This window comes from Metabacillus sp. KUDC1714 (assembly GCF_014217835.1).
Classification (GTDB): Bacteria; Bacillota; Bacilli; order Bacillales; family Bacillaceae; genus Metabacillus; species Metabacillus rhizosphaerae.
On the sequence record NZ_CP055263.1, the window covers coordinates 5,186,701 to 5,208,356 of the forward strand.

The window sequence follows — 21,656 nt, forward strand, 5'->3', positions numbered from 1 at the left end:
TTATTTCTATTAAGAGAGGTGGAGGGACTGGCCCGTCGAAACCTCGGCAACATAATGTGCCAATTCCAGCAAGCATTGCTTGAAAGATAGAAAGAGCTGCCCTTATAGTTTATTGTGAGAACGATAATAAATAACCATCTCTTTCCAACATTTTGGGAAGAGATTTTTTTATTTTTTTGAATTAAAGGGTTGTTTTCAAAGCAAAAAGAGGAGATGAAGAAAATGAATGTCTTAGTAACAGCACCGTATAACGACGAAGGTCTAGTCAAATTAAAGGAACTTTTTGGCGATTGTACCTATCGCTGTTGGAAAGAGAATGGTAGAGCCTATAACGAAGCTGAGTTAATCGCTCTATTAAAAGAATCAAAGGCCGAGGGATTAATAGCTGAGTTAGATAAAGTGACTGAAAATGTATTTGCAGAAGTACCTGAATTGAAATTTGTTGGTGTGTGTCGTGGCATGCCTTCCAATGTTGATGTTGAAGCTGCAACCAAAAGAGGAATTCCGGTATTTTATACCCCCGCTCGAAATGCACAAGCAGTTGCTGAATTGTTCATTGGCAATCTCATTACTTTCTATAGACATACAATCGCCTCCTCTGAATGGTTGAAGCAGGAAAAATGGGATGGAGACTACTTGCAAGCATATTTAAAGTTCAAAGGAAATGAGATTACAGGAAAAACTATTGGAATGGTAGGATTCGGTGCCGTTGGTCAGAGAATTGCTTCTGTTCTTGAAAGTTTTCAATGCAGCATTCAATACTATGATCCATATGTTGAAAGCCAAAATCCCAACCATACTCGTGTATCCTTGGATGAGGTTTTTTCAACTAGTGATGTCGTATCTATTCACCTACCTCGTACCGAAGAAACAATCGGAATGATAGATGAACATTATTTAGGACTTATGAAGGAAGAAGCAATCTTAGTAAATACGTCAAGAGCAGTTGTCGTTAAGCGAGATGCACTTGTTCATGTCTTAAAAGAAGGTAAAATTCGTGGGGCTATTTTAGATGTATTTTATCATGAACCACCAGATAAAAGTGATTATGAAATCATCAAATTGCCAAATGTTTTAGCTACCCCCCACCTTGCTGGTGCAAGTTATGAGGTTGAGGATCATCACGTATCGATTATGAATCAAGCGTTAACGAAGTGGTATATAAAACGTACTCTTGACGTTCCGACAATCTATAATCAAAAAAGTCTAAATGTAAAGTCATAGAAAGAAGTGAATAAAGTGACATTAAAACAAGGTTATTTAGTATTTGATATTGGCACAGGAAATGCTAGAGTAGCAATTGTTGCGACTACAGGTGAGGTTATAGCTGTCGAAAGAGAGGATATTCAGTATGAAACCGAATCTCTTTATCCAGATAGTCGTTACTTTTCACCTGATTTACTTTGGAAACAACTTATTTTTTTGGCGAAAAATGTAATTACTCGTGCACCTTATATTTCAATCAAGGCTATTACCTCGACAAGTCAGCGCCAAGGGATTGTCTTACAGGACCGGGATGGAAACTCATTTATCGGCTTACCAAACATTGATAATCGTGGTCGTGAATGGGAACGCACATTGCCAGATCCAGAAATTATCTTTAAAACAACTGGTAGGTTACCTTCTGCATTGTTTTCGGCTTTAAAGCTTGTTGCCCTTAAGAACCGACAGCCTATGTTATGGGATAAAATCGATACATTTACTAGTATTAGTGACTGGATTACTTATAAATTAAGTGGTGTCTTAGTCTATGAGCCATCCCAGGCAACAGAATCACTGCTATATGATGTTCAAAAAACAGATTGGTCTGATGTGATGTGTGAACAATTTGGGATTTCTAGAAAGTTTTTACCAGAAATTAAAGCATCTGGCACAATACTTGGTGAAATAACACCAACAATCGCAAATGAGTTAGGGTTAAAGCAGGATGTTTTGATTATTGTCGGTGGCGGAGATACTCAACTCGCAATTGAAAGTACATTTGCCGAAAATCGAGATGTCGTCATTGTATCAGGTACAACCACCCCTATTTGCAAAATGACAAATGAATATCGAGTGGATCATGAAAAAAGAGCTTGGACGAATGCTTATACACAAAAAAATACATGGCTACTTGAAACGAATCCAGGGATTACCGGACTAAATTATCAAAAATTAAAAGCTATTTTCTATCCTAATGAAAGTTATCAACAAATGGAAGATGAAATGAGTAAGCTCGAGAACATTGATTGTGTATCAGCGTTAGGTATGTATCTTACTGATGAGAAGAATGCTTCAAAGAAAGGCGGATTTATTTTCAATACTCCATTAGCACATGACTTAACTCGCGCTCATTTTGTCGCTTCTGCTTTATGGGAAATTGCTTGCACAATCAGGTGGCATTATGATCAATTATGTGAAGTAAGTTCTTTCGATTTACCATATGTGTGGGCATGTGGCGGCGGTTTTCAAAGTAGAACTTTAGCAAAATTTGTAGCCAATCTCTTACAAAAAGACGTATATATTCGTCAAGGATACAGTCAAGCATCTGCTGTTGGTGCCACTGTTATTTGCAACAAGACATTAGGATTAACTGACAAACTATCAGATGAAATCAATATAATTAAGCCTGATATTCAACACAATGACGTTATGTATGAAGAGTGGAAAAAAGCACAACATTTTTTTTCTAAAATGAATGTAACCTATAACAAATAAAGTTACATTACTAAAAACAAGGTTTGGAGAGAAACGAATGTTAGATAAAATTGGAATACCTAAAAAATTAAGCTTTGGCTTTCTTGGCGTCATGCTCTTTATGATGGGAGATGGCCTCGAAGCTGGTTGGCTTAGTCCTTTCTTAATTGAAAACGGCTTGACTGTTCAGCAATCGGCATCAATATTTACTGTATACGGTATATCTTTAGCACTTTCTTCTTGGTTTTCGGGTGTTTGTTTAGAAGCATTTGGTGCTAAGCGTACAATGTCGATGGGATTATTATTCTATATCATCGGTACAGCTGGGTTTATCGTATTTGGTTTTGAATCAATGAATTATTCAGTTATGCTATTTTCATATTTTATAAAAGGTTTTGGCTACCCTCTTTTTGCTTATTCTTTTTTAACATGGGTTATTTACCGTACACCTAAAAATAGATTAAGTACAGCTGTGGGTTGGTTCTGGATTGCGTATTGTGCAGGAATGATGGTACTTGGCGCTTGGTATTCAAGTTATGCGATTAAATCATTTGGTTACATCAATACATTATGGACATCTATTTTCTGGGTATGTCTAGGTGCGTTTTTTGCTTTAGTTCTTACGAAAGACAAATTTGATAAGAAACAAACTTCGAGCAAAAAAGAAACACTCAATGAGCTTTTAAAGGGAATTACCATTGTGAAGTCGAACCCTCGAGTTGCTGCTGGAGGGGTTGTCAGAATTATCAATAGTTTAGGAACATATGGATTCCCAGTGTTTCTACCGATGCATATGGCAGAACACGGAATTGAAACAACTGTCTGGTTACAATTATGGGGAACAATTTTCTTAGGGAACATTCTTTTTAATTTAGTTTTTGGTTTTGTTGGAGACAAATTTGGTTGGAAAAATACAATCATCTGGTTTGGTGGAGTTGGTTGTGCAATATTCACAGTCCTTCTATATTACACACCAATTATCGCAAATGGAAACATTGTTGTAACTAGCATTGTTGGATTTATTTGGGGCGGTTTGTTAGCTGGTTACGTTCCAATTGGTGCATTAGTCCCAACTGTTGCAGGTAAGGACAAAGGAGCGGCTATGTCGATTTTAAATTTTTCTGCAGGTTTATCTTCATTTGTTGCACCAGCTATTGCTTGGGCATTTATCGGTATCGTCGGAGCTGAAGGTGTTGTCTGGATCTTTGGAGCTCTTTATTTAGCTAGTGCCGTAATTGTTAAATTCATTCGTGTACCAGAAGAGGATGAAATGCGTAAAGAAACAAAAACACTTGCTTCATAAATTCTTAAACAAAAAGGCGACTCATATGGGTCGCCTTTTTATTACATAACATCGGGCAATGATCTTGTATGGTTAAAATGTTATTCAAGATAATAAAAAGGATCACCTAGATCTTAAACTTAGCTTACGGTGCTCTTCTAGTTATTAGTTGGTTCCTCTTTATTCTACAGAGAAAATTCCAATGAGAACATTATACAAAATTCTCTAGATCACGATCGATTATACAATCTTCACATATACCATAGACATCAAATTTCTCTTCTGTATGCTCTTCCATCTTGCCACACACTTCACATATTTTTAGTACCATTTTTCCACCTCTTGAAAATTCTATTGTTTAAAGACTTAAATGGATGCTACACCTTCGTCAAAGAATTTTTAGCTTTACCTAAAGTATATTCAACTAAAGACCATTTCGATAAATTATTTAATTAAGTATATTTAGGACCTACAAACCTATCATTCCTTTTTACACCTACTCCTAATCATTATCATTTTGAAATGAAACATACTATTTAGGCACATACTATAATCGGTGATGATAATGCCTTGTCGATCAAGCGATGAATTAAACACATTAGTAGCAAAAGCAAAAAAGTGCGCAAAAAGCGGAAAAGTTGCAGACTATATTCCTGCACTCGGAAAAGCTAACCAAGATGATTTGTCGATTGCCATACATTATCCTGACGGACGATGTATCTCAGCTGGATGTATTGAAAAACGTTTTACCCTACAAAGTATCTCAAAAGTAATCTGCTTGGCCCTCGTTTTGATAGACAGAGGCTCTAATTATGTATTTGAACATGTTGGTATGGAGCCCACAGGAGACCCCTTCAATTCGATTGCAAAATTAGAAACGATGTCTCCTTCAAAACCTTTAAATCCTATGATCAATGCAGGAGCACTAGTTGTTACTCATTTGATTAAGGGGAATTCTGTTGAAGAGAGATTTCAACGTCTTTTATCCTTTATTCACGAATTGACAAACGATTCAACAATTAACTATTGTGAGGAAGTAGCACGCTCTGAATTTGAGACAGCACATTTGAACCGGGCTTTATGCTATTTTTTAAAGCAACATAATATTATTGAAGAAGATGTTGAACAATTAATGGAGTTATACACAAAACAGTGTGCTATTCAAATGAACGTATTAGATTTGGCGAGAATCGGACTAGTTTTTGCGTTGGATGGAGTTGATCCTCTTAGCGGCAAACAAATAATGCCTCCAGATGTCGCTCGAATTTGTAAAACGTTTATGGTTACATGTGGGATGTATAATGCCTCTGGAGAATTTGCCATCAAAATTGGCATACCTTCAAAAAGTGGAGTTTCAGGTGGAATAATGGGGGCAGTTCCCGGAAAATTTGGTATTGGGATTTTTGGTCCGTCCTTAGATGAGAAAGGAAACAGTATTGCAGGTATAAAATTGTTAGAATTATTATCAAAAAATTATAAGCTAAGTATGTTTTAAACTACTCTTTACTAGGAAATTCCCCAGAAACTATCTTGGGGAATTTCTTTTTTAACACTACCTCTTTTTATTTTATTACTCCTATAAACAAGTTTCTATTGTTGATTTAAAAACTTTCCATTACTCTTAATAATTAACCCCTCACCAAAAAGATTAATAGTTAAATTCAAAAACAATTTTAATATAATTAAATTCTCTATTATCGTTTAATTTTTGTTGGAAAACACTGTTTTTTTATATAGCTTCGAGAGTTTCAGCTATATTAATTTTTGTTAGAAAAGATATCGTCTTTCATCTATGATAATATTTGAAATAATGTTACAATAAGAAATATTAAAATTTTCTGAAGAATTTTAATGTAACTGTTAACTGGAGGGATTTATTTTGGCTGAACAACGTAGTAATATGATTAAACAAGGAATTGACCGTGCTCCACATAGAAGCTTACTTCGTGCTGCAGGTGTAAAAGAAGACGATTTTGACAAACCGTTTATTGCGGTTGTAAATTCATATATTGATATTGTTCCAGGACATGTACATTTACAAGAGTTCGGTAAAATTGTTAAAGACGCAATCCGTGAAGCTGGCGGTGTTCCTTTTGAAATGAACACAATTGGTGTTGATGATGGTATCGCAATGGGACATATCGGAATGAGATATTCGTTACCAAGTCGTGAAATCATTGCTGATTCTGTAGAAACAGTTGTTTCAGCACACTGGTTTGATGGAATGGTTTGTATTGGAAACTGTGACAAAATTACACCAGGAATGTTGATGGCGACACTTCGCGTGAATATTCCATCAATTTTTGTAAGTGGCGGACCGATGAAAGCTGGTACAGACAGTGCTGGTAATGCACTTAACTTAAACTCTGTTTTTGAAGGTGTAGGAGCATACCAATCTGGTCAAATTGATGAAGCAAGATTAAAAGAGATTGAGTCAGTTGCATGCCCTACATGTGGATCATGTTCAGGAATGTTTACAGCAAACTCTATGAACTGCTTAGCAGAAGGTTTAGGACTTGCTCTTCCTGGAAATGGTACAATTTTAGCGGTAGCTCCAGAACGTAAGGAATTTGTTAAACGCTCTGCTAAACAATTAATGGAGCTTATTAAAAAGGATATTAAGCCTCGTGATATCGTAACAATCGATGCGATTGATAACGCATTTGCTTTAGACATGGCTATGGGTGGTTCAACGAACACTGTTCTCCACACATTAGCATTGGCACATGAAGCAGAAATTGAATATTCATTGGAACGTATAAATGAAATTGCAAGTCGTGTTCCACATCTTGCAAAAATTGCTCCAGCATCAGATTATCATATTGAGGATGTTCATAATGCGGGAGGCGTAAGTGCCATCATTAATGAGGTTCTTAAAAAGCCAGGTGCTATTAATGGAGATTGTCTAACTGTAACAGGAAAAACATTACGAGAAAATGTGGCAGGAGCAGATATTCTTGACAAGAATGTCATTCGTCCTTTAGACAACCCACATTCTGAGCGAGGTGGACTTGCTGTATTATTTGGTAACTTAGCGCCAGATGGTGCGGTTATAAAAGTTGGTGCAGTTGACCCAGCAGTTGGTGGCTACCATAGAGGTCCTGCGATTTGTTTCGACTCTCAAGAGGAAGCACTTTCTGGAATTATAACTGGTGAAGTTAAAGAAGGCGATGTTGTGGTTATCCGCTATGAAGGTCCTAAAGGTGGACCAGGTATGCCAGAAATGCTTGCCCCTACTTCCCAAATTGTTGGAAGAGGCTTAGGAGCTAAGGTAGGTTTAATTACCGACGGACGTTTCTCAGGTGCATCTAGAGGTATTTCAATCGGTCATATTTCTCCAGAAGCAGCAGAAGGCGGCCCGATCGCATTTGTTGAAAATGGTGATATTATTGAACTGGACTTAAATAATCGTTCAATTCAACTAGAAATTTCAGATGAAGAATTTGAAAAACGCAGAGCTAACTGGAAAGGCTTTGAACCAAAAGTTAAAAAAGGTTATTTAGCACGCTACTCTAAGTTAGTTACATCCGCAAACACTGGTGGAGTAATGAAAATTTAATTTAAAATGCAACCTGCCAAAAGTCAAGTAATTTAAGGCTTTTGGTGGGTTTTTTTGTTGTTTTTTAAAGTTTATACCTCTCTCCTACTATTTTATACCTAAAGAAAAGGTACTAAAAATAAACCGACAAAAAATCTCTAATCGTTAAATCAGAGGTTTTTTGTCCAATTTTATTAAATTTCTAACTCTTTATTTTGTAATTTTTATGATTTACAATGGTTTTAAGTGGTTCATCTTTTGCTGAAGTACCGTACTGAACCATAACGGAATTTTCCCTAATACCAGAAACAACACCTTCTATCGACTTACCTTCCCTTTTAAAGGAAATTACATCGCCAATTTTTGCAATGGCCATTCAATCACCTCGACTTATATAATGTCCAATATAACTAAAAAATACTTTTCTTCTTAAATTAATTTATAAGTAATTTTACTCATAAAACGGAATGATTTCCCTTAAAAATAATACCGAATGTTTGTGCTTCAACTTAACTTTAACAGTATGCGAAAAGGTTTATTTGGAAAACTAACTATAGGGATTAACCAAGATGAAAAGAAATAAATAGCCGTCAAGGTATGTATTTACCAAAGCCGGCTAATTCATAATTATTCATTTTGTTGAATTATAGTCCATTCAATCTTTCAACTGAACTTTCCAAAAAAAGTTACAGTCTGATTCATGCTTGCTCATTGAAATTATTATACACTAGGCGCTTCCATTCCCATTTGGCTCCATTCTTCTCTTGATGGTCCATACACTCCCGGAACCTTCAAGCCAGCTTGTCGCATAAGAACTGTTATTTGACCACGATGATGAATGATATGTTTGATAAGTAATGAAAGTGTGACAGCCTTAGGCATTTCTCTCCCAAACACATTTTTCATTTCACTTAATGATTGGTCTGACCACTGCTGCTTTACAGCTTCACTAGTGTCTGCACTTACTCTGCGAAATGTTTCAGTGATTTCCCTTGCTGAAGTTGGGATCGTGTTTGACTCTTTTATTCCTTCAACTGTAATACCAAACTCAATAAGCATTCCTGGTGTACTTGTTACAATATGCCAAGCAATTGAACCTAAAGTACGGTCTTCAGGGGAAACCTCTTGTTGAAGAGCAGGATCAGTTAATGCATCCAATACCTTTTGCGTTGAAGCAGCCTCATGATTCCATTCTTCGATAAATTCAGTTATAGAAGTATACATTTTTTTGCCTCCGTGGTCTGGTTTTTAAATTTTCTATTAACGTGGATAGTATAGCATTTTTTACCAAGATTACAACGATTCTTTTACAAAACATATATTAAGTCAGATGTTAGACTTTTAAAAGCAGTTCACACGAAATCTATGAACTGCTTCTATAGTAAATTTTTAATACAAAAGGAGTAGCTCTGTATTTATTAAAACTCTGGTAACGAATTCAAGTTATTTTCCTTAATTCCATCTGGTTCACTGCGCAGTATATCACGACCATATTTATGAAAAACATCTACATGCGCTAGTTTACCTGCCTTTGCTTCAGTTAGAGCTTCTAAATAATCTAACTCTCTCCCCGATTCTGTTTGAAAGCCAATTAAATCACCATCATCATTCTTTCGAACTGCGATTATTTTTTCCTGATTTGGATTACTGTTGGTTTCATTTTCTTCGTTTATCTCGTCTACATTTGTTTGATTTTGATACTGATCATAAGCTTGCTTGAAACGGTCCATATTATCACCTCGTTATTTGTATTTCCTCAAATGTTTTGTTTTATGCTATTTAAAGTAGCTTCTATTTGTAAATAAGAAAACAAAAAGCTCAGTGAATTAGTTTCTCCACTGAGCTTATCATATAACGAGTGTCATACCTGGGGCATCAAGTTCTCTTTCCTCAAAACCTAATTTTTTATAGAAATGCTGTTTTCCTTTTGCTGAAAAAAGTTGGATCGATTGAATTCCACTTTCTTTGCATTTCTTTAATAGTTCTTCAATAATTTGTTTACCTAATCCTTGCTTTTGATAAGATGGATTAACCATCACATCACATATTAATGCTTGATAGACACCATCAGAAATCATTCTACCAAAAGCTATAAGTTCGTTCTGATCGTAGATTGAAATGTGATACCAGCTGTTATTCGCTGCTTGATATAATTGTTCTCTAGTATAGCTTCCCTTTTTATTTTTTATTAACCCACTTGCTTCATGAAGGTTTACAAATTGTTCAAATGATGGAAGTTTATCTGATATATTGGCATTCATTATTATCACCTTTTAAGAAATTGTTTTTTTATCTATAACTATATTTATACAACACGATGAATAAAAATTCAATATTAAATAAAAATGTTTGTTAAATTTACTACTTATTCTCTTAGTTTAAACTATTTCTCATAAAAAATAGACGGGTTGCCCCGTCTACGATTTATTAGGAAACTGCTGATTTATCTTCATTCTTTGCTATCGTTTTTAACTCAGGCTTTTTCTCTTCTTTATCTTCTGAAACTAATCCCTTTGTCGCGCTTTTGAATTCTGTTAGGGTACGTCCAAATGCCCGGCCAATCTCTGGAAGCTTAGAAGGCCCAAAAATAATCAACGCTATTACAAGGACTAAAATTAAGCCAGGAATTCCAATGTTTGAAATCAAAGATATCATCTCCTAAAATTTAATTTATGTAATGCATGAAAACTGGATACAAATCCAATTAATTGTTTACCTACTATCGTTTTTTCTCCATTTGTTTTTCATGTGCACGTCCATGCGCTTTGTTACGGTCTTCTTCCACTTCCTTAGAAACTTTTATACCTTGTGGTACTGTATTTGCTTCCACTTCTTTTAATCCCTTGCCATCTCTTTCATAAACAAAAGAAGCTCTTGTTGAAATGTTTGCACCCGGTTCTGTTACGAACGGAACAACACGGTAATCAGCTTGCCATTTTTCCGGAGTAACTGTGCAGCGAACATAGCCACGATAATCGTTAAAGAATTTGATATTAGGATTTCTTGCTAAGATGCGGTCAGTATCGGCTCTTTTATCAGCACCGTTACCACCAGAAGTAATAGAAGTCCCAACAAACTCTGCCCCAATTATTTTAGAGCTTTGATTGTTATAATCGGTCATTAAATTAGATGCCCAACTTGCATGCACATCCCCTGTTAGGACAATCAAATTATTCAGATTCTTATTGTTAACATAGTCTGTAATGCGCTGGCGTGTTGCTGGATAGCCGTCCCATGAATCCATACTAAATGTTGGCGTTGTATCGGTGCCAAACTTTCTTTGCGCAAAGAAAATTTGTTGTGCTAAAACATTCCAATGAGACTTTGAATTTCCTAGGTTTCCTAGCAGCCATTTTTCTTGTTTATTACCTAAACTGCTGCGGTTTGGATCTAATGATTCTTCTGTATGTGCTTTTGTTCCATCTCCGTTTGCTTGATCATCACGGTATTGTCGCGTATCAAGTACAAAGAAAGCTGCTAAATTGCCATATGTAAAATCTCGGTATAATTGCATATCAGCTCCGTTTGGTAAAGATGTTTTACGGAGTGGCATGTGCTCATAATAAGCTTGATATGCTGCTGCACGACGTTTAATAAACTCTTCAACCGATTGACCTTTTTCTGGGATGACATTTGCGTAATTGTTTTCTACCTCATGGTCGTCCCAAGTTACAACCCATGGAAATGCAGCATGGGCTGCCTTTAAATTCGCATCAGAACGGTATTGGGCATGACGGTTTCGGTAATCTTCAAGGGTGATAATTTCTGGACCGCTGTGTGTACGTACATTTCCTGTTCCTGCAACATATTCATTTGGGCCGTACTCATAAATATAGTCTCCAAGATGAAAAACAAGGTCGAGTTCTTCTTTTGCCATATGCTCATAAGCTGTATAGTAGCCATGTTCATATTGTTGACAGGAAGCAAATGCAAATGTCATGCTTGCAATGCTCTCACCTGCTGTTGGGAGGGTTTTTGTTTTTCCTACTGGACTTAATTCATGGCCAGTTTTAAATCGATAATAATAGATCGTGTTTGGTTTAAGTCCATCAACCTCCGCATGTACTGAATGGGCTAGTTCTGGTCTCGCTATTTCCGTTCCTCGTTTGATAATATGCCGAAAGTGCTCATCTTTTGCAATTTCCCATTTAACAGGTACTGATTGGTGTTGCATTCCTCCACCATTAAGTGGGTCTGGTGCAAGCCTCGTCCATAAAACAACACTGTCTGAAAGTGGATCACCTGAAGCTACACCAAGTGTAAAAGGATAGCTTTGGAATTTCGGTGCAGCATTAACCATTGATTCACCTAACCCTATTGACTGAGCAATTGTAAGTCCTAACGAAAGTCCTGCAATTTTCCCAGCCCCTTGAAGAAAATTACGACGATTAAATTCCTTCTTTTCAAAACTATCATTGGTCAACTTCTTTATCAATTCATCAATCGGTCGTTCAGTCATTATCAATTTCCCCTCTCAAATAAATTCATGATTCGACATTTATTATAGGTTCACTTTGTTAATGAATTATAAAGAAATGTAAAGGAGTTAAGAAATGTACTAACGATACTTGAGTAATATGTAACGTTTCTTTTTAATCAGGAAAAGAAGGTTGGATGGATATTATATAGTAAATACACAAAAAATCTATTAATTTCGATTAGGTGTGACAATTCACCTATAGATTCAATGTTTTTTTAAGCCTAATTTTTTTAACATTTTCTTTAAATAAACATAACAATTGTTTATATGAGTTGACAGTGTGTTAAACAATTACGTTAAAAATAAGTAAAAGATTTAAACAAGGGAAAAGACCATTTATATGTCCTTTCCCTTGTTTTTAGTCTACACACCTGAGGTTATTTATTTGACCTTTAGTACCATCAAATCCTCGTCAAAATACCTCCCGTTATATTTTAGGGCATTTCGTTCTAACCCATAAACCTCAAAACCCACAGATTCATATAATTTTTTTGCAGAATCGTTGTCCGATACAACTGTTAAGTTAATTTGTTCTAAACCATCACAATTTCTTGCCTTTCTTATTAATTCAAGTACAAGTGATTTCCCTATTCCTTGTAAGCGACTTTCTTGTGCTACAAACATACCAAATACATTCCCTTTGTGATTAGTTTTTAGGTTATTTTCACGAATAAATGTCACCATGCCAACTAATGAACCATTTTCATCAAAAGCACCTAATACAAATTTGTCCTTTGTTGGTTTTAATCGCTCTTCAATCGTTTTTATTGAGAACCTCACTTCTCTCTCATATGTTGAACCAAATGCTCTTGGATTGATTTTGAATGCACTCAATCGTAAGTTTTGGTACAACTGTGCATCAGACTCACTCAAATTACGAATCTTCATTATCTATTCACTCAATTCCTTTCTTTTCACTTATTAATATACATATTCCCCTGTTTAAGAAAAACCTACATTATTCTATAATAAAATTTCTTCAATAAAATCAATTAAACAATAATCCACTAAAGCTATAAAATTGTCTTTATGTTAAAATATAGAAATTGGTAACTGACTCTTAGAGTAAAAAAAGAATTTTGAAACAAAAAATGGGAGTTGATTTAGATGGAAAAGGTAATCTTTAATGGTAGCATTACAGAAAGATCGCAACTAAATATTGACATAGAAGATCGTGGCTATCAATTTGGAGACGGTGTTTATGAAGTAATACGTGTTTATAATAGATCATTGTTTACTGGAGAGGAGCACTTGCAAAGACTTATTGATAGTGCTGAAAGTATTCAGATTAAAATTCCTTACACGATTGCTGAAATGAAAAATCTGCTTTTGAAGCTTATAGAAGAAAATAATCTCTTCTTAGGAATTATTTATCTACAAATTACTAGAGGTGTGTCACAACGAACTCATTTGTTCCCGAGTGCAGATGTAGAACCATCTTTTGTTGCTTACACCCGTGAATTACAAAGCCCTACTGAAGCGATGGAAAAAGGCGTAACAGCTATTACTGTGGAAGATATTCGCTGGCTTCGATGTGACATCAAAAGCCTAAACTTATTGCCTAACCTGCTTGCAAAGCAAAAGGCATCTGAAGCAGGTTGCTTTGAGGCACTTCAACATAGAAATGGCATAGTTACTGAAGGTAGTTCTTCAAATGTTTCAATTGTTGTAGATGGCAAAATTAAGACACATCCAGCGACAAATCTAATTTTAAATGGCATTACACGCCAGGTAATAGTAGATATTTGCCTTAAAAACGGATTAGAAATAATAGAGGAAGAATTTTCGGTTGATGAAATGTTACAGGCAGATGAGATATTCTTATCAGGAACGACAACAGAGATTATGCCAATCATCGAAATTGATAAACAAAAAATAGAGAAGGGTGAACCAGGTCCAGTAACCAAAAAGCTTCAAGCTTTATTTAATGAAGAGATAAAAAAACAATGTGGTTTTGTTTCTAAAACAGTATAATACGTATTTTCCCGGTACAGCTGTGCTGTCCGGGAAAATGCTGCTTACTTTTAATCTTCATTATTTTACTTACCAAAGCTGTTTACTCGATCGGGTATCACTTTATTTTATTTGATCAAGTGAATTGATTAATGTTTCAATGACATAGTTTAAGTCATTCTCTTCAATAGTCAATGGTGGTGAAAGCGTCAATACATTGTTAAACCCAGCAACGGTCATGCCATTCTTACCTATTATCACATTCTTTGCTTTACAGCTATTAATCACTTCGTTTACTTTACATACATCAAGTGGTTCTTTTGTTTGCTTATCCTTCACTAGTTCTATGCCAATTAACAAGCCTTTCCCACGGACATGACCAACGTATGGGTGGTTTTTCAATCGACCTTTTAATGTAGTTAATAGCTTGTCACCAAGTTTTTGTGATCGTTCAAAGAGATTTTCTTTTTCCATAATCTCAATATTTTTTAAAGCCAATGCACATGCAGCAGGATTTCCTCCAAATGTATTAATATGACGAAAAAATTCATATTGCTCGGCTCCATTAAATGCTTCATATATTTCTCTACGAACTGCTGTTGCGGATAATGGCAGGTACGCACTTGTTAAGCCTTTTGCCATCGTTATAATGTCTGGCTTTACCCCATAATTCATAAAGCCAAAAGGTTTCCCAGTACGACCAAATCCGCAGATAACTTCATCAACAATGAGAAGTGCCCCGTGCTTTTCACACACGTTTTTAACACCCTTCATATAATGATCATTCGGTACTAAGATTCCTCCTCCTGTAATAATTGGTTCCATAATCATGGCGGCTATTGTTTCACTTTGCTCCCAAGTCATGATTCGATCCACTTCTTTTACTGAGCTTAACTCTTGTGGATTTGTTATATGTTCATCTTCATCACGATAAACATCAGGTGGTGTCACATGAAGAAATCCTGGTGATAAAGGCTCATATTTATATTTACGTTCAGCTTGACCAGTTGCAGCTAGGGCGCCCATTGAACTTCCGTGATAGCCACGGTATCTAGCGACAATTTTATAGCGATGATGGTCACCTCGCTGTTGATTGTATTGTCGAGCTATTTTAAAGGCTGCTTCATTTGCTTCTGACCCACTATTGGAGAAAAAGATAACATAATCTTCACCGAGCATTTCGTTTAGCTTTTCCGCTAATTGAATAGCTTTTACATGGCTTTGTGTTAATGGGAAATATGCCATCTCTTTTAATTGTTCATATGCTGCATCTGCTAATTCTTTTCTTCCATATCCCACATTTACACACCACAAACCCGCCATAGCATCAATATATCTTTTTCCATCATAATCTGTTACCCATGAGCCCTCAGCCTTTGTTACTATCATTGTGTTTGTTGGGCTATATGGCTTCATTGAATGCCATACATGTTTTTCATCTTTAGATAATAGCATTTCCTGCTGATCTGTACGTGCCATTTTTATCCCTCCTTTGTTCTCTTAAAAATCAAAACGCGATGTGATCATTTTCTTACGTGTAAAAAAGTTAATCCCATCTTTCCCATTTACATGTAAATCACCATAGAAGGAGTTTTTCCATCCTGAAAATGGGAAGAAGGCCATTGTGGCTGGAACACCAACGTTTATACCAAGCATTCCAGCATCTGCATCCTCACGGAATTGTCTAATTGCTTTTGCATCCTTCGTATAAATCGTTGCCCCATTCCCAAAACGAGATTTTCGAAGATTCTCTAATCCTTCTGCTAAATCTTTCGCACGAAGAAGACTTAAGACAGGTGCAAAAATTTCATCTTTGGCAATCGTCATCTCTGGGGTAACATGATCAAAAATCGTCGGGCCAATAAAATTCCCTTTAGGCATTTCATCCATTTCTTTCCGACCATCTCGAATAAGCGTAGCACCTTCATGGATTCCTTTTTCAATGTAACCAACGACTTTCTCCATATGTTCTTGACGAATAACCGGTGTTAAAAGAACATCTTCATCCATTCCACTTCCAATAATCAATTCATTTGCCTTTTGACGTAATACTCTAATAAATTCATCATTTTCACCTATGATCACTACAGCACTACATGCCATGCAGCGCTGTCCAGCACTTCCAAACGCTGACGCAATGATATGTTGAGCTGCTTTTTCAATATCCGCATCTGGCATAACAAAGTGATGATTTTTCGCGCCAGACAATGCTTGAACTCGTTTCCCTTCAGCAGCAGCTCTTTCGTATACATATTTGGCAACAGGCTGAGACCCAACAAACGATATGGCTGCAATATCTTCATGTTCAAGCAACCCATTCACTACATCATGTGCCCCATGTACGACATTTAGAACACCAGCTGGCGCACCTGCTTCTGAAAACAGTTCCGCCAGTCTATTTGCTAAGATAGGGGTGCGCTCAGATGGTTTCAGTACAAAAGTGTTACCACAAGCAACGGCAAGAGGAAACATCCATAGAGGCACCATCATCGGGAAGTTAAACGGGGTAATACCTCCAACAACACCTAATGGATATCGAAACATTTCTGAATCAATCTCCTCAGCTATTCCTGAAAGTGTTTCCCCCATCATTAGGGATGGTGCACCAGCTGCGAATTCAACACATTCAATTCCACGTTGTACCTCACCATATGCTTCTTTATACGCCTTTCCATTCTCTTGAACTATTAATTTTGCTAGTTTCTCATGGTTTTTAGTTAATAAATGATGAAAGGTAAACATAATTCTAGCTCTCTTCGGTACTGGGGTATTCTTCCACGAGTGAAATGCCTCTTTTGCAGCTCTTACAGCACTGGCTACATCATCTTTTGTTGAAATTGGGACATTTACAAGAGTTTCATTTGTTGCGGGATTTAAAACTTGTTTTGACTTTTCACCAATGGAATCAACCATCTGGCCACCGATATAATTTTTCAAAAGAGATGTGTTTTTTTTGTAAGAGACACCTTAATTCCCCCTTAAAGTTGTTCTATTCTTCTATTAATCTTCTTGAATGGAGGTACTTCTTCAAACATTTTTTCTTATTGTAAGGCTTAGGAAAAAGGATCGGCCTTAAAAAGACCCATCCTATGCTAGAGCTTTACATTCAGAGCTTTTGCGTTAACATGATAACTGAAAAATACTTTCTTGCTTCAGCGGTCAATATGTGTAGGGTTTCTGTCTCCTTTTCTTCATGTTCCCCTTTTTCAAATTGTAAATAAGCACCACTCAAATTTTCTAAAACCCCTTTTATGCAGTAGCCCTTTTGTATTAAATAATCTATTCTCTCTCTCTCTGCTAAATATTGTTGATAGTCAGACACCGTTTTCTCCCCCTACTCCTTACGTACTAGTTCCTTTGCTATTTATTAAGTTGTAACAGAAGGATCATCAGTAACTGGAGTATCTAATGATGAATCTACCGCAACATCATCAATCACCCAATCACGCCCAACTGAAAGTCCTAAATACTTTTCATCACTTGGATCTTCAATTTCAGCTTGCTTGTATTTCACAAACCACCAATATTTTGCTAGTAAATAATAACAAACTGCCCCTACGACGAATCCAACTAAGAACGAATAGCTTGGAACAAAATAGGATGAGACTGCTCCAGCGATCCATGCAATAAACCCTGCTACATTAACGCCATACATATATTTATATTGACCGTTTGATTCGTAAAGATCGGGTACATTTACTCTGCGTTTACGAATAAAGTAGTAATCTGCTACAAGAATCCCAACAATGGCAGATAGAATTCCTCCAATAAATAACAAAACGGGAATGATAACCCCGAACAAGTTCCAGGGTTGAACAATTGTTCCCACAATCCCAGCGGTCACAACTCCCGCCCAGAATGGAAATCTTGGTCCACCAACGTTTGAGAAAATAGTAGCTGCTGGAACAATATTGGCTGAAATATTTGTTGACCATTGCGCTAACACGATCATAAGCAGAAGAATACCTAATACAAATCCACTTGCTGCTTCTTGTAAAGCAATAACAGGATCATAGTTCATCACAGCAATATATGCGACTCCACCAATAACTACCATAAATGCTTGGGTTAACGGTAAAGCTATTAAATTACCAATTAATGCGTGTTTATTACGCTTAAACCAGTTTTTCTCGTTTTTAGGTGCTTTTATAAAGCGAGATATAGAAGGAATATCTGCTGAAAGAGTAGCCCAAAATCCCATGTTACTAAAAATTACAACTAAAAAGGCTGTAAAAGCTGCTCCACCTGTCACTGGATTCTCAACCCAGCTCCAGACTTCTCTTCCACCTGCAGCTGCCGTATCTGATAATGATACATACATCCAGCAAGAAATTAAGATAATGATTGGTGCTGCTAAATCTGCAAATCTCTCAACTGCTTTAATTCCAAGTGCTGTGTTAAATAACTGTAAAATTGCAAATAGCAAGAAACAAACAAACCAATTATCAAAGCCAGCTATAATCGATAAGATTCCATTCATAGCAGTAGCTCCAAAGTACGTATTTATCCCAAACCACATAGATGCTGCCAAGCCACGGACAACAGATGGTATATGGGTCCCGACAGTTCCGAACGGTGCCCTCATATAAACAGGAAAAGATAGCCCATGTTCAATCCCAATATCACCTGTTAAAGAGATGAAAAAACCTATTGCCAACGAACCAATGATTGTTGCTAATAATACAAGGGGCAAGGGTAATGAAATAACACCTGCACCACCGATTGCAAACGTTGCTAATACAACAACCATCCCTATCCACATAAAAGAATAACCTATTGGAGTAATCTTTCTATCTTTCTCTGAAATTGGCAATAGATCTGGTGATTTTAAATAAGATTGTCTCTTACTCATGTGAACACTCCCTTTTTCGTTTTAAAAATGGGTGATTTAGATAAAACAATTGCTTGCCTTAAAAGAGCAAGCAATTTTAGGAGTTGTTCAGATCGATGAGTACACATTCTGTGGGATAACTTTTATTAAAATTAGTCGAGATTACTTGTTGTTAAATGGTTTGTCTTTCATCTTGATCTGAAGAACGTAACATACCGTACTTTGCACGTTTTAAATATTGACCAGAGCCAGGGGTTCCCACGAATTTCTTATTATGGACAACAAACTCGCCTCGTACTAATACAGATATTGGTTCTCCTGTCACTTCCATTCCTTCAAATGCAGAATAATCAACAGCCATATGATGGGCTTCAACTGACAAGGTACGCTTAACGTTTGGATCAAAAATGACCAGATCTGCATCTGCTCCAACTGTGATTGTTCCTTTTTTAGGGAATAATCCAAACAATTTCGCTATTCTTGTTGAAGTAATATCAACAAATTGATTTAACGTAATTCTTCCTTTTTTCACACCTTCAGAGAATAAAATGGAAAGACGATCTTCAATTATTGGTCCACCATTAGGAATTTTTGTGAAGTCACCACGACCAAGATCTTTTTGCCCTTTAAAATCAAAAGAACATTGATCAGATCCTATTGTTTGTAATTGTCCTGTTTTTAGGGCATTCCATAGCACATCCTGATTCCACTTTTCACGTAAAGGTGGTGACCAAACATATTTTGCCCCTTCGAAGTTTGGTTTTTCTAGATAGGTTTGATCAAGCACTAAATATTGTGGACATGTTTCTCCCCATACATTAAATCCTTTATTTCTCGCCTCTGTAATTTTCTTAACGGCTTCTGCACATGAAACGTGGACGACATATAATTGAGAACCAGCAAGCCCTGTTAGAGTAGCTGCTCTTCCAGTCGCTTCACCCTCCACTTCTGGAGGCCTAGTCAAGGCATGATATATTGGGTCTGTATTCCCATCCTCTAATGCTTTTTTCGTTAAATAATCAATGACATCGCCATTTTCTCCATGAACCATTACCAAAGCACCTAGCTCTTTTGCAGCAATTAAGGTTCTAAAAAGCGTCTCGTCATCTGCTTGTAAAACATTTTTATAGGCCATAAATACTTTAAAGGAAGTGATTCCTTCTCCATTAATAACACCATCTAGTTGTTTTAATACATCATTGTTCATTTCACCGATCATTAAGTGAAAGCCATAATCAATCACTGCTTTGTCTTTTGCTTTATCATGCCATGTTTGAATTGATTGACTTAATGGAATCCCTTTATTTGTTAAACAAAAATCAATAACAGTTGTTGTTCCACCAAAAGCAGCAGCAATTGTTCCAGATTCAAAGTCATCCTTTGTAATTGTTCCGCCAAATGGCATATCAAGATGTGTATGTGGATCAATTCCTCCTGGAAATACGTAGCACCCCTTAGCATCAACTATTTCTGCACCATGGGCAGGTAAGTTCGTTCCGATCGCAGTAATTTTTCCATCTTCAATTAAAATTTCTGCCTTATAAATATCAGTTGCAGTCACGATTGTTCCATTTTTTATCAGTTTTAACATACTTTACCCCCTGTTACTTTTTCACGATAGTAACTTCGCATCCAGTTGATTGAAGGACAGCTTGCCGCTCATTCCATGTCATTGGTGGAAGTTCATTTGCAATCTCAATCATGTCAATTGCTCCATCTACAGGACAAACAATCGAGCATAAATTACAGCCTACACAATCCTCTTCTCGAACCTTTAAATAATCCTTGCCATTTGGATTTTTCACCATATCAATACATTGATGTGATGTATCTTCACAAGCAATATGGCATTTGTTACAGTTAATACAAACGTCGGTATTAATGCTGGCTACGACCTTATAATTAAGGTCTAAATTTCCCCAGTCTGAGAATTTTGGAACAGCCTTTCCAACAAGATCAGAAACAGATGCAATTCCTTTTGCATCTAAATAATTATTCAATCCATCAATCATATCCTCTACAATTCTAAAACCATGATGCATAGCTGCTGTACAAACTTGTACCCCTCTAGCCCCCATCAACATAAATTCTACTGCATCCTGCCAATTTGAGACTCCGCCCATACCGGAAATCGGCACATTTATATGTGGATTTCTTGCGCATTCTGCCACCATATTTAAAGCTATCGGCTTTACAGCAGGTCCACAATAACCTCCATGAGCACCTTTTCCAGCAACGTGTGGAATTGTATTCCAAGAATCTAAATCTACTCCAGCTAAACTATTAATCGTGTTGATCATACTCACAGCATCAGCCCCACCGCGAACCGCAGCTTCAGCTGTCACAGTAATATCAGTAATATTTGGTGTCAGCTTTACGATAACAGGAGTATTAGCTACTTCCTTTGCCCAATACGTTTGTTTTTCAACAAGCTCTGGCACTTGCCCTGAAGCTGATCCCATTCCACGTTCAGCCATTCCATGTGGGCAACCAAAGTTTAACTCAAGTCCATCTACCCCAACATCTTCTACACGTTTAACAATTTCATGCCATTTTTCTTGCTTTGGTTCAACCATTAATGAAACCACAATTGCATGATGAGGAAATCGCTTCTTTGTTTCATAGATTTCCTTTAAATTCACTTCCAACGGACGATCTGTAATCAGTTCAATATTATTAAATCCTGCCACACGTTGTCCGTTAAAGCTAACTGCTGCAAAACGTGAGGAAACATTTAAAATAGGATCACCCAAGGTTTTCCAAACAGCACCTCCCCAGCCTGCCTCAAATGCACGTTGCACTTGATAGCCTGAGTTCGTCGGTGGTGCTGATGCTAGCCAAAATGGATTAGGAGACTTAATTCCTGCAAGATTATGCGATAAGTCAGCCATTTTCA

The 21,656-nt window shown here is 36.6% G+C and carries 19 protein-coding genes and 1 riboswitch; of the genes, 6 read left to right on the forward strand and 13 right to left on the reverse strand.

The window, feature by feature from the left end; genetic code table 11:
• Positions 1-3: 3 nt before the first annotated feature.
• Positions 4-93, forward strand: a riboswitch (SAM riboswitch).
• A 129-nt stretch (positions 94-222) separates the two neighbouring features.
• The 5 genes from HUW50_RS23925 (at position 223) to ilvD (ending at position 7,517) form a co-directional block, all read left to right on the forward strand.
• A complete protein-coding gene (locus tag HUW50_RS23925) occupies positions 223-1,224 on the forward strand; it encodes a 2-hydroxyacid dehydrogenase (protein WP_066339332.1) in 1,002 nt (333 codons plus the stop codon).
• A gap of 15 nt (positions 1,225-1,239) precedes the next feature.
• A complete protein-coding gene (locus tag HUW50_RS23930) occupies positions 1,240-2,697 on the forward strand; it encodes an FGGY-family carbohydrate kinase (RefSeq protein ID WP_185653418.1) in 1,458 nt (485 codons plus the stop codon).
• 37 nt (positions 2,698-2,734) lie between these two features.
• Entirely contained in the window at positions 2,735-3,979 is a 1,245-nt protein-coding gene (locus HUW50_RS23935; protein WP_185653419.1) for an RbtT/DalT/CsbX family MFS transporter, read from the forward strand.
• A 544-nt stretch (positions 3,980-4,523) separates the two neighbouring features.
• A complete protein-coding gene (gene glsA, locus HUW50_RS23940) occupies positions 4,524-5,453 on the forward strand; it encodes a glutaminase A (RefSeq protein ID WP_066339343.1) in 930 nt (309 codons plus the stop codon).
• Positions 5,454-5,834: 381 nt separating this feature from the next.
• Positions 5,835-7,517: a dihydroxy-acid dehydratase gene (gene ilvD, locus HUW50_RS23945; protein WP_260445723.1), complete on the forward strand. Its 1,683-nt coding sequence runs from the start codon at positions 5,835-5,837 to the stop codon at positions 7,515-7,517.
• A gap of 181 nt (positions 7,518-7,698) precedes the next feature.
• On the opposite strand, the gene HUW50_RS23950 is transcribed toward ilvD, so the two are convergent.
• From HUW50_RS23950 to HUW50_RS23980, 7 genes are all read right to left on the reverse strand, one after another.
• Complete coding sequence (locus HUW50_RS23950; protein WP_066339346.1) at positions 7,699-7,872, reverse strand: DUF2187 family protein; 174 nt, start codon at positions 7,870-7,872, stop codon at positions 7,699-7,701.
• Positions 7,873-8,216: 344 nt separating this feature from the next.
• Complete coding sequence (locus tag HUW50_RS23955; protein WP_066339348.1) at positions 8,217-8,720, reverse strand: DinB family protein; 504 nt, start codon at positions 8,718-8,720, stop codon at positions 8,217-8,219.
• A gap of 194 nt (positions 8,721-8,914) precedes the next feature.
• Positions 8,915-9,226, reverse strand: a complete 312-nt coding sequence (locus HUW50_RS23960) for a DUF3892 domain-containing protein (protein ID WP_066339351.1) — start codon at positions 9,224-9,226, stop codon at positions 8,915-8,917.
• Between the two features lie 117 nt (positions 9,227-9,343).
• On the reverse strand, positions 9,344-9,757 hold the full coding sequence (locus tag HUW50_RS23965) for a GNAT family N-acetyltransferase (protein ID WP_066339353.1): 414 nt from the start codon (positions 9,755-9,757) through the stop codon (positions 9,344-9,346).
• Between the two features lie 166 nt (positions 9,758-9,923).
• Complete coding sequence (locus tag HUW50_RS23970) at positions 9,924-10,142, reverse strand: twin-arginine translocase TatA/TatE family subunit (RefSeq protein WP_066339357.1); 219 nt, start codon at positions 10,140-10,142, stop codon at positions 9,924-9,926.
• A gap of 73 nt (positions 10,143-10,215) precedes the next feature.
• On the reverse strand, positions 10,216-11,958 hold the full coding sequence (locus tag HUW50_RS23975) for an alkaline phosphatase D family protein (protein WP_396652656.1): 1,743 nt from the start codon (positions 11,956-11,958) through the stop codon (positions 10,216-10,218).
• Between the two features lie 399 nt (positions 11,959-12,357).
• Positions 12,358-12,864 carry a GNAT family N-acetyltransferase gene (locus tag HUW50_RS23980; protein ID WP_185653420.1) on the reverse strand — a complete coding sequence of 169 codons (507 nt, stop codon included), beginning with the start codon at positions 12,862-12,864 and terminating at the stop codon, positions 12,358-12,360.
• 219 nt (positions 12,865-13,083) lie between these two features.
• Between HUW50_RS23980 and dat the strand changes: the two genes are divergently transcribed.
• Positions 13,084-13,950 (forward strand): D-amino-acid transaminase, encoded by an 867-nt coding sequence (gene dat, locus HUW50_RS23985; RefSeq protein ID WP_066339364.1) that lies wholly within the window; start codon positions 13,084-13,086, stop codon positions 13,948-13,950.
• Positions 13,951-14,052: 102 nt separating this feature from the next.
• On the opposite strand, the gene HUW50_RS23990 is transcribed toward dat, so the two are convergent.
• The 6 genes from HUW50_RS23990 to preA all read right to left on the reverse strand — a co-directional run bounded on the left by HUW50_RS23990 (position 14,053) and on the right by preA (position 21,651).
• Positions 14,053-15,408: an aspartate aminotransferase family protein gene (locus HUW50_RS23990; RefSeq protein WP_066339366.1), complete on the reverse strand. Its 1,356-nt coding sequence runs from the start codon at positions 15,406-15,408 to the stop codon at positions 14,053-14,055.
• A gap of 21 nt (positions 15,409-15,429) precedes the next feature.
• The gene (locus HUW50_RS23995) at positions 15,430-16,866 is read right to left on the reverse strand and encodes a CoA-acylating methylmalonate-semialdehyde dehydrogenase (protein ID WP_260445598.1); all 1,437 of its coding nucleotides are present in this window, start codon (positions 16,864-16,866) and stop codon (positions 15,430-15,432) included.
• Positions 16,867-17,035: 169 nt separating this feature from the next.
• Positions 17,036-17,251 (reverse strand): hypothetical protein, encoded by a 216-nt coding sequence (locus HUW50_RS24000; protein WP_066339370.1) that lies wholly within the window; start codon positions 17,249-17,251, stop codon positions 17,036-17,038.
• Between the two features lie 45 nt (positions 17,252-17,296).
• Positions 17,297-18,781, reverse strand: coding sequence for an NCS1 family transporter (locus tag HUW50_RS24005; protein ID WP_066339373.1), 1,485 nt, complete (start codon positions 18,779-18,781; stop codon positions 17,297-17,299).
• A gap of 151 nt (positions 18,782-18,932) precedes the next feature.
• Entirely contained in the window at positions 18,933-20,351 is a 1,419-nt protein-coding gene (hydA, locus tag HUW50_RS24010; protein WP_066339375.1) for a dihydropyrimidinase, read from the reverse strand.
• A gap of 13 nt (positions 20,352-20,364) precedes the next feature.
• Positions 20,365-21,651: an NAD-dependent dihydropyrimidine dehydrogenase subunit PreA gene (gene preA / locus HUW50_RS24015; RefSeq protein WP_185653422.1), complete on the reverse strand. Its 1,287-nt coding sequence runs from the start codon at positions 21,649-21,651 to the stop codon at positions 20,365-20,367.
• Between the last annotated feature and the right edge of the window lie 5 nt (positions 21,652-21,656).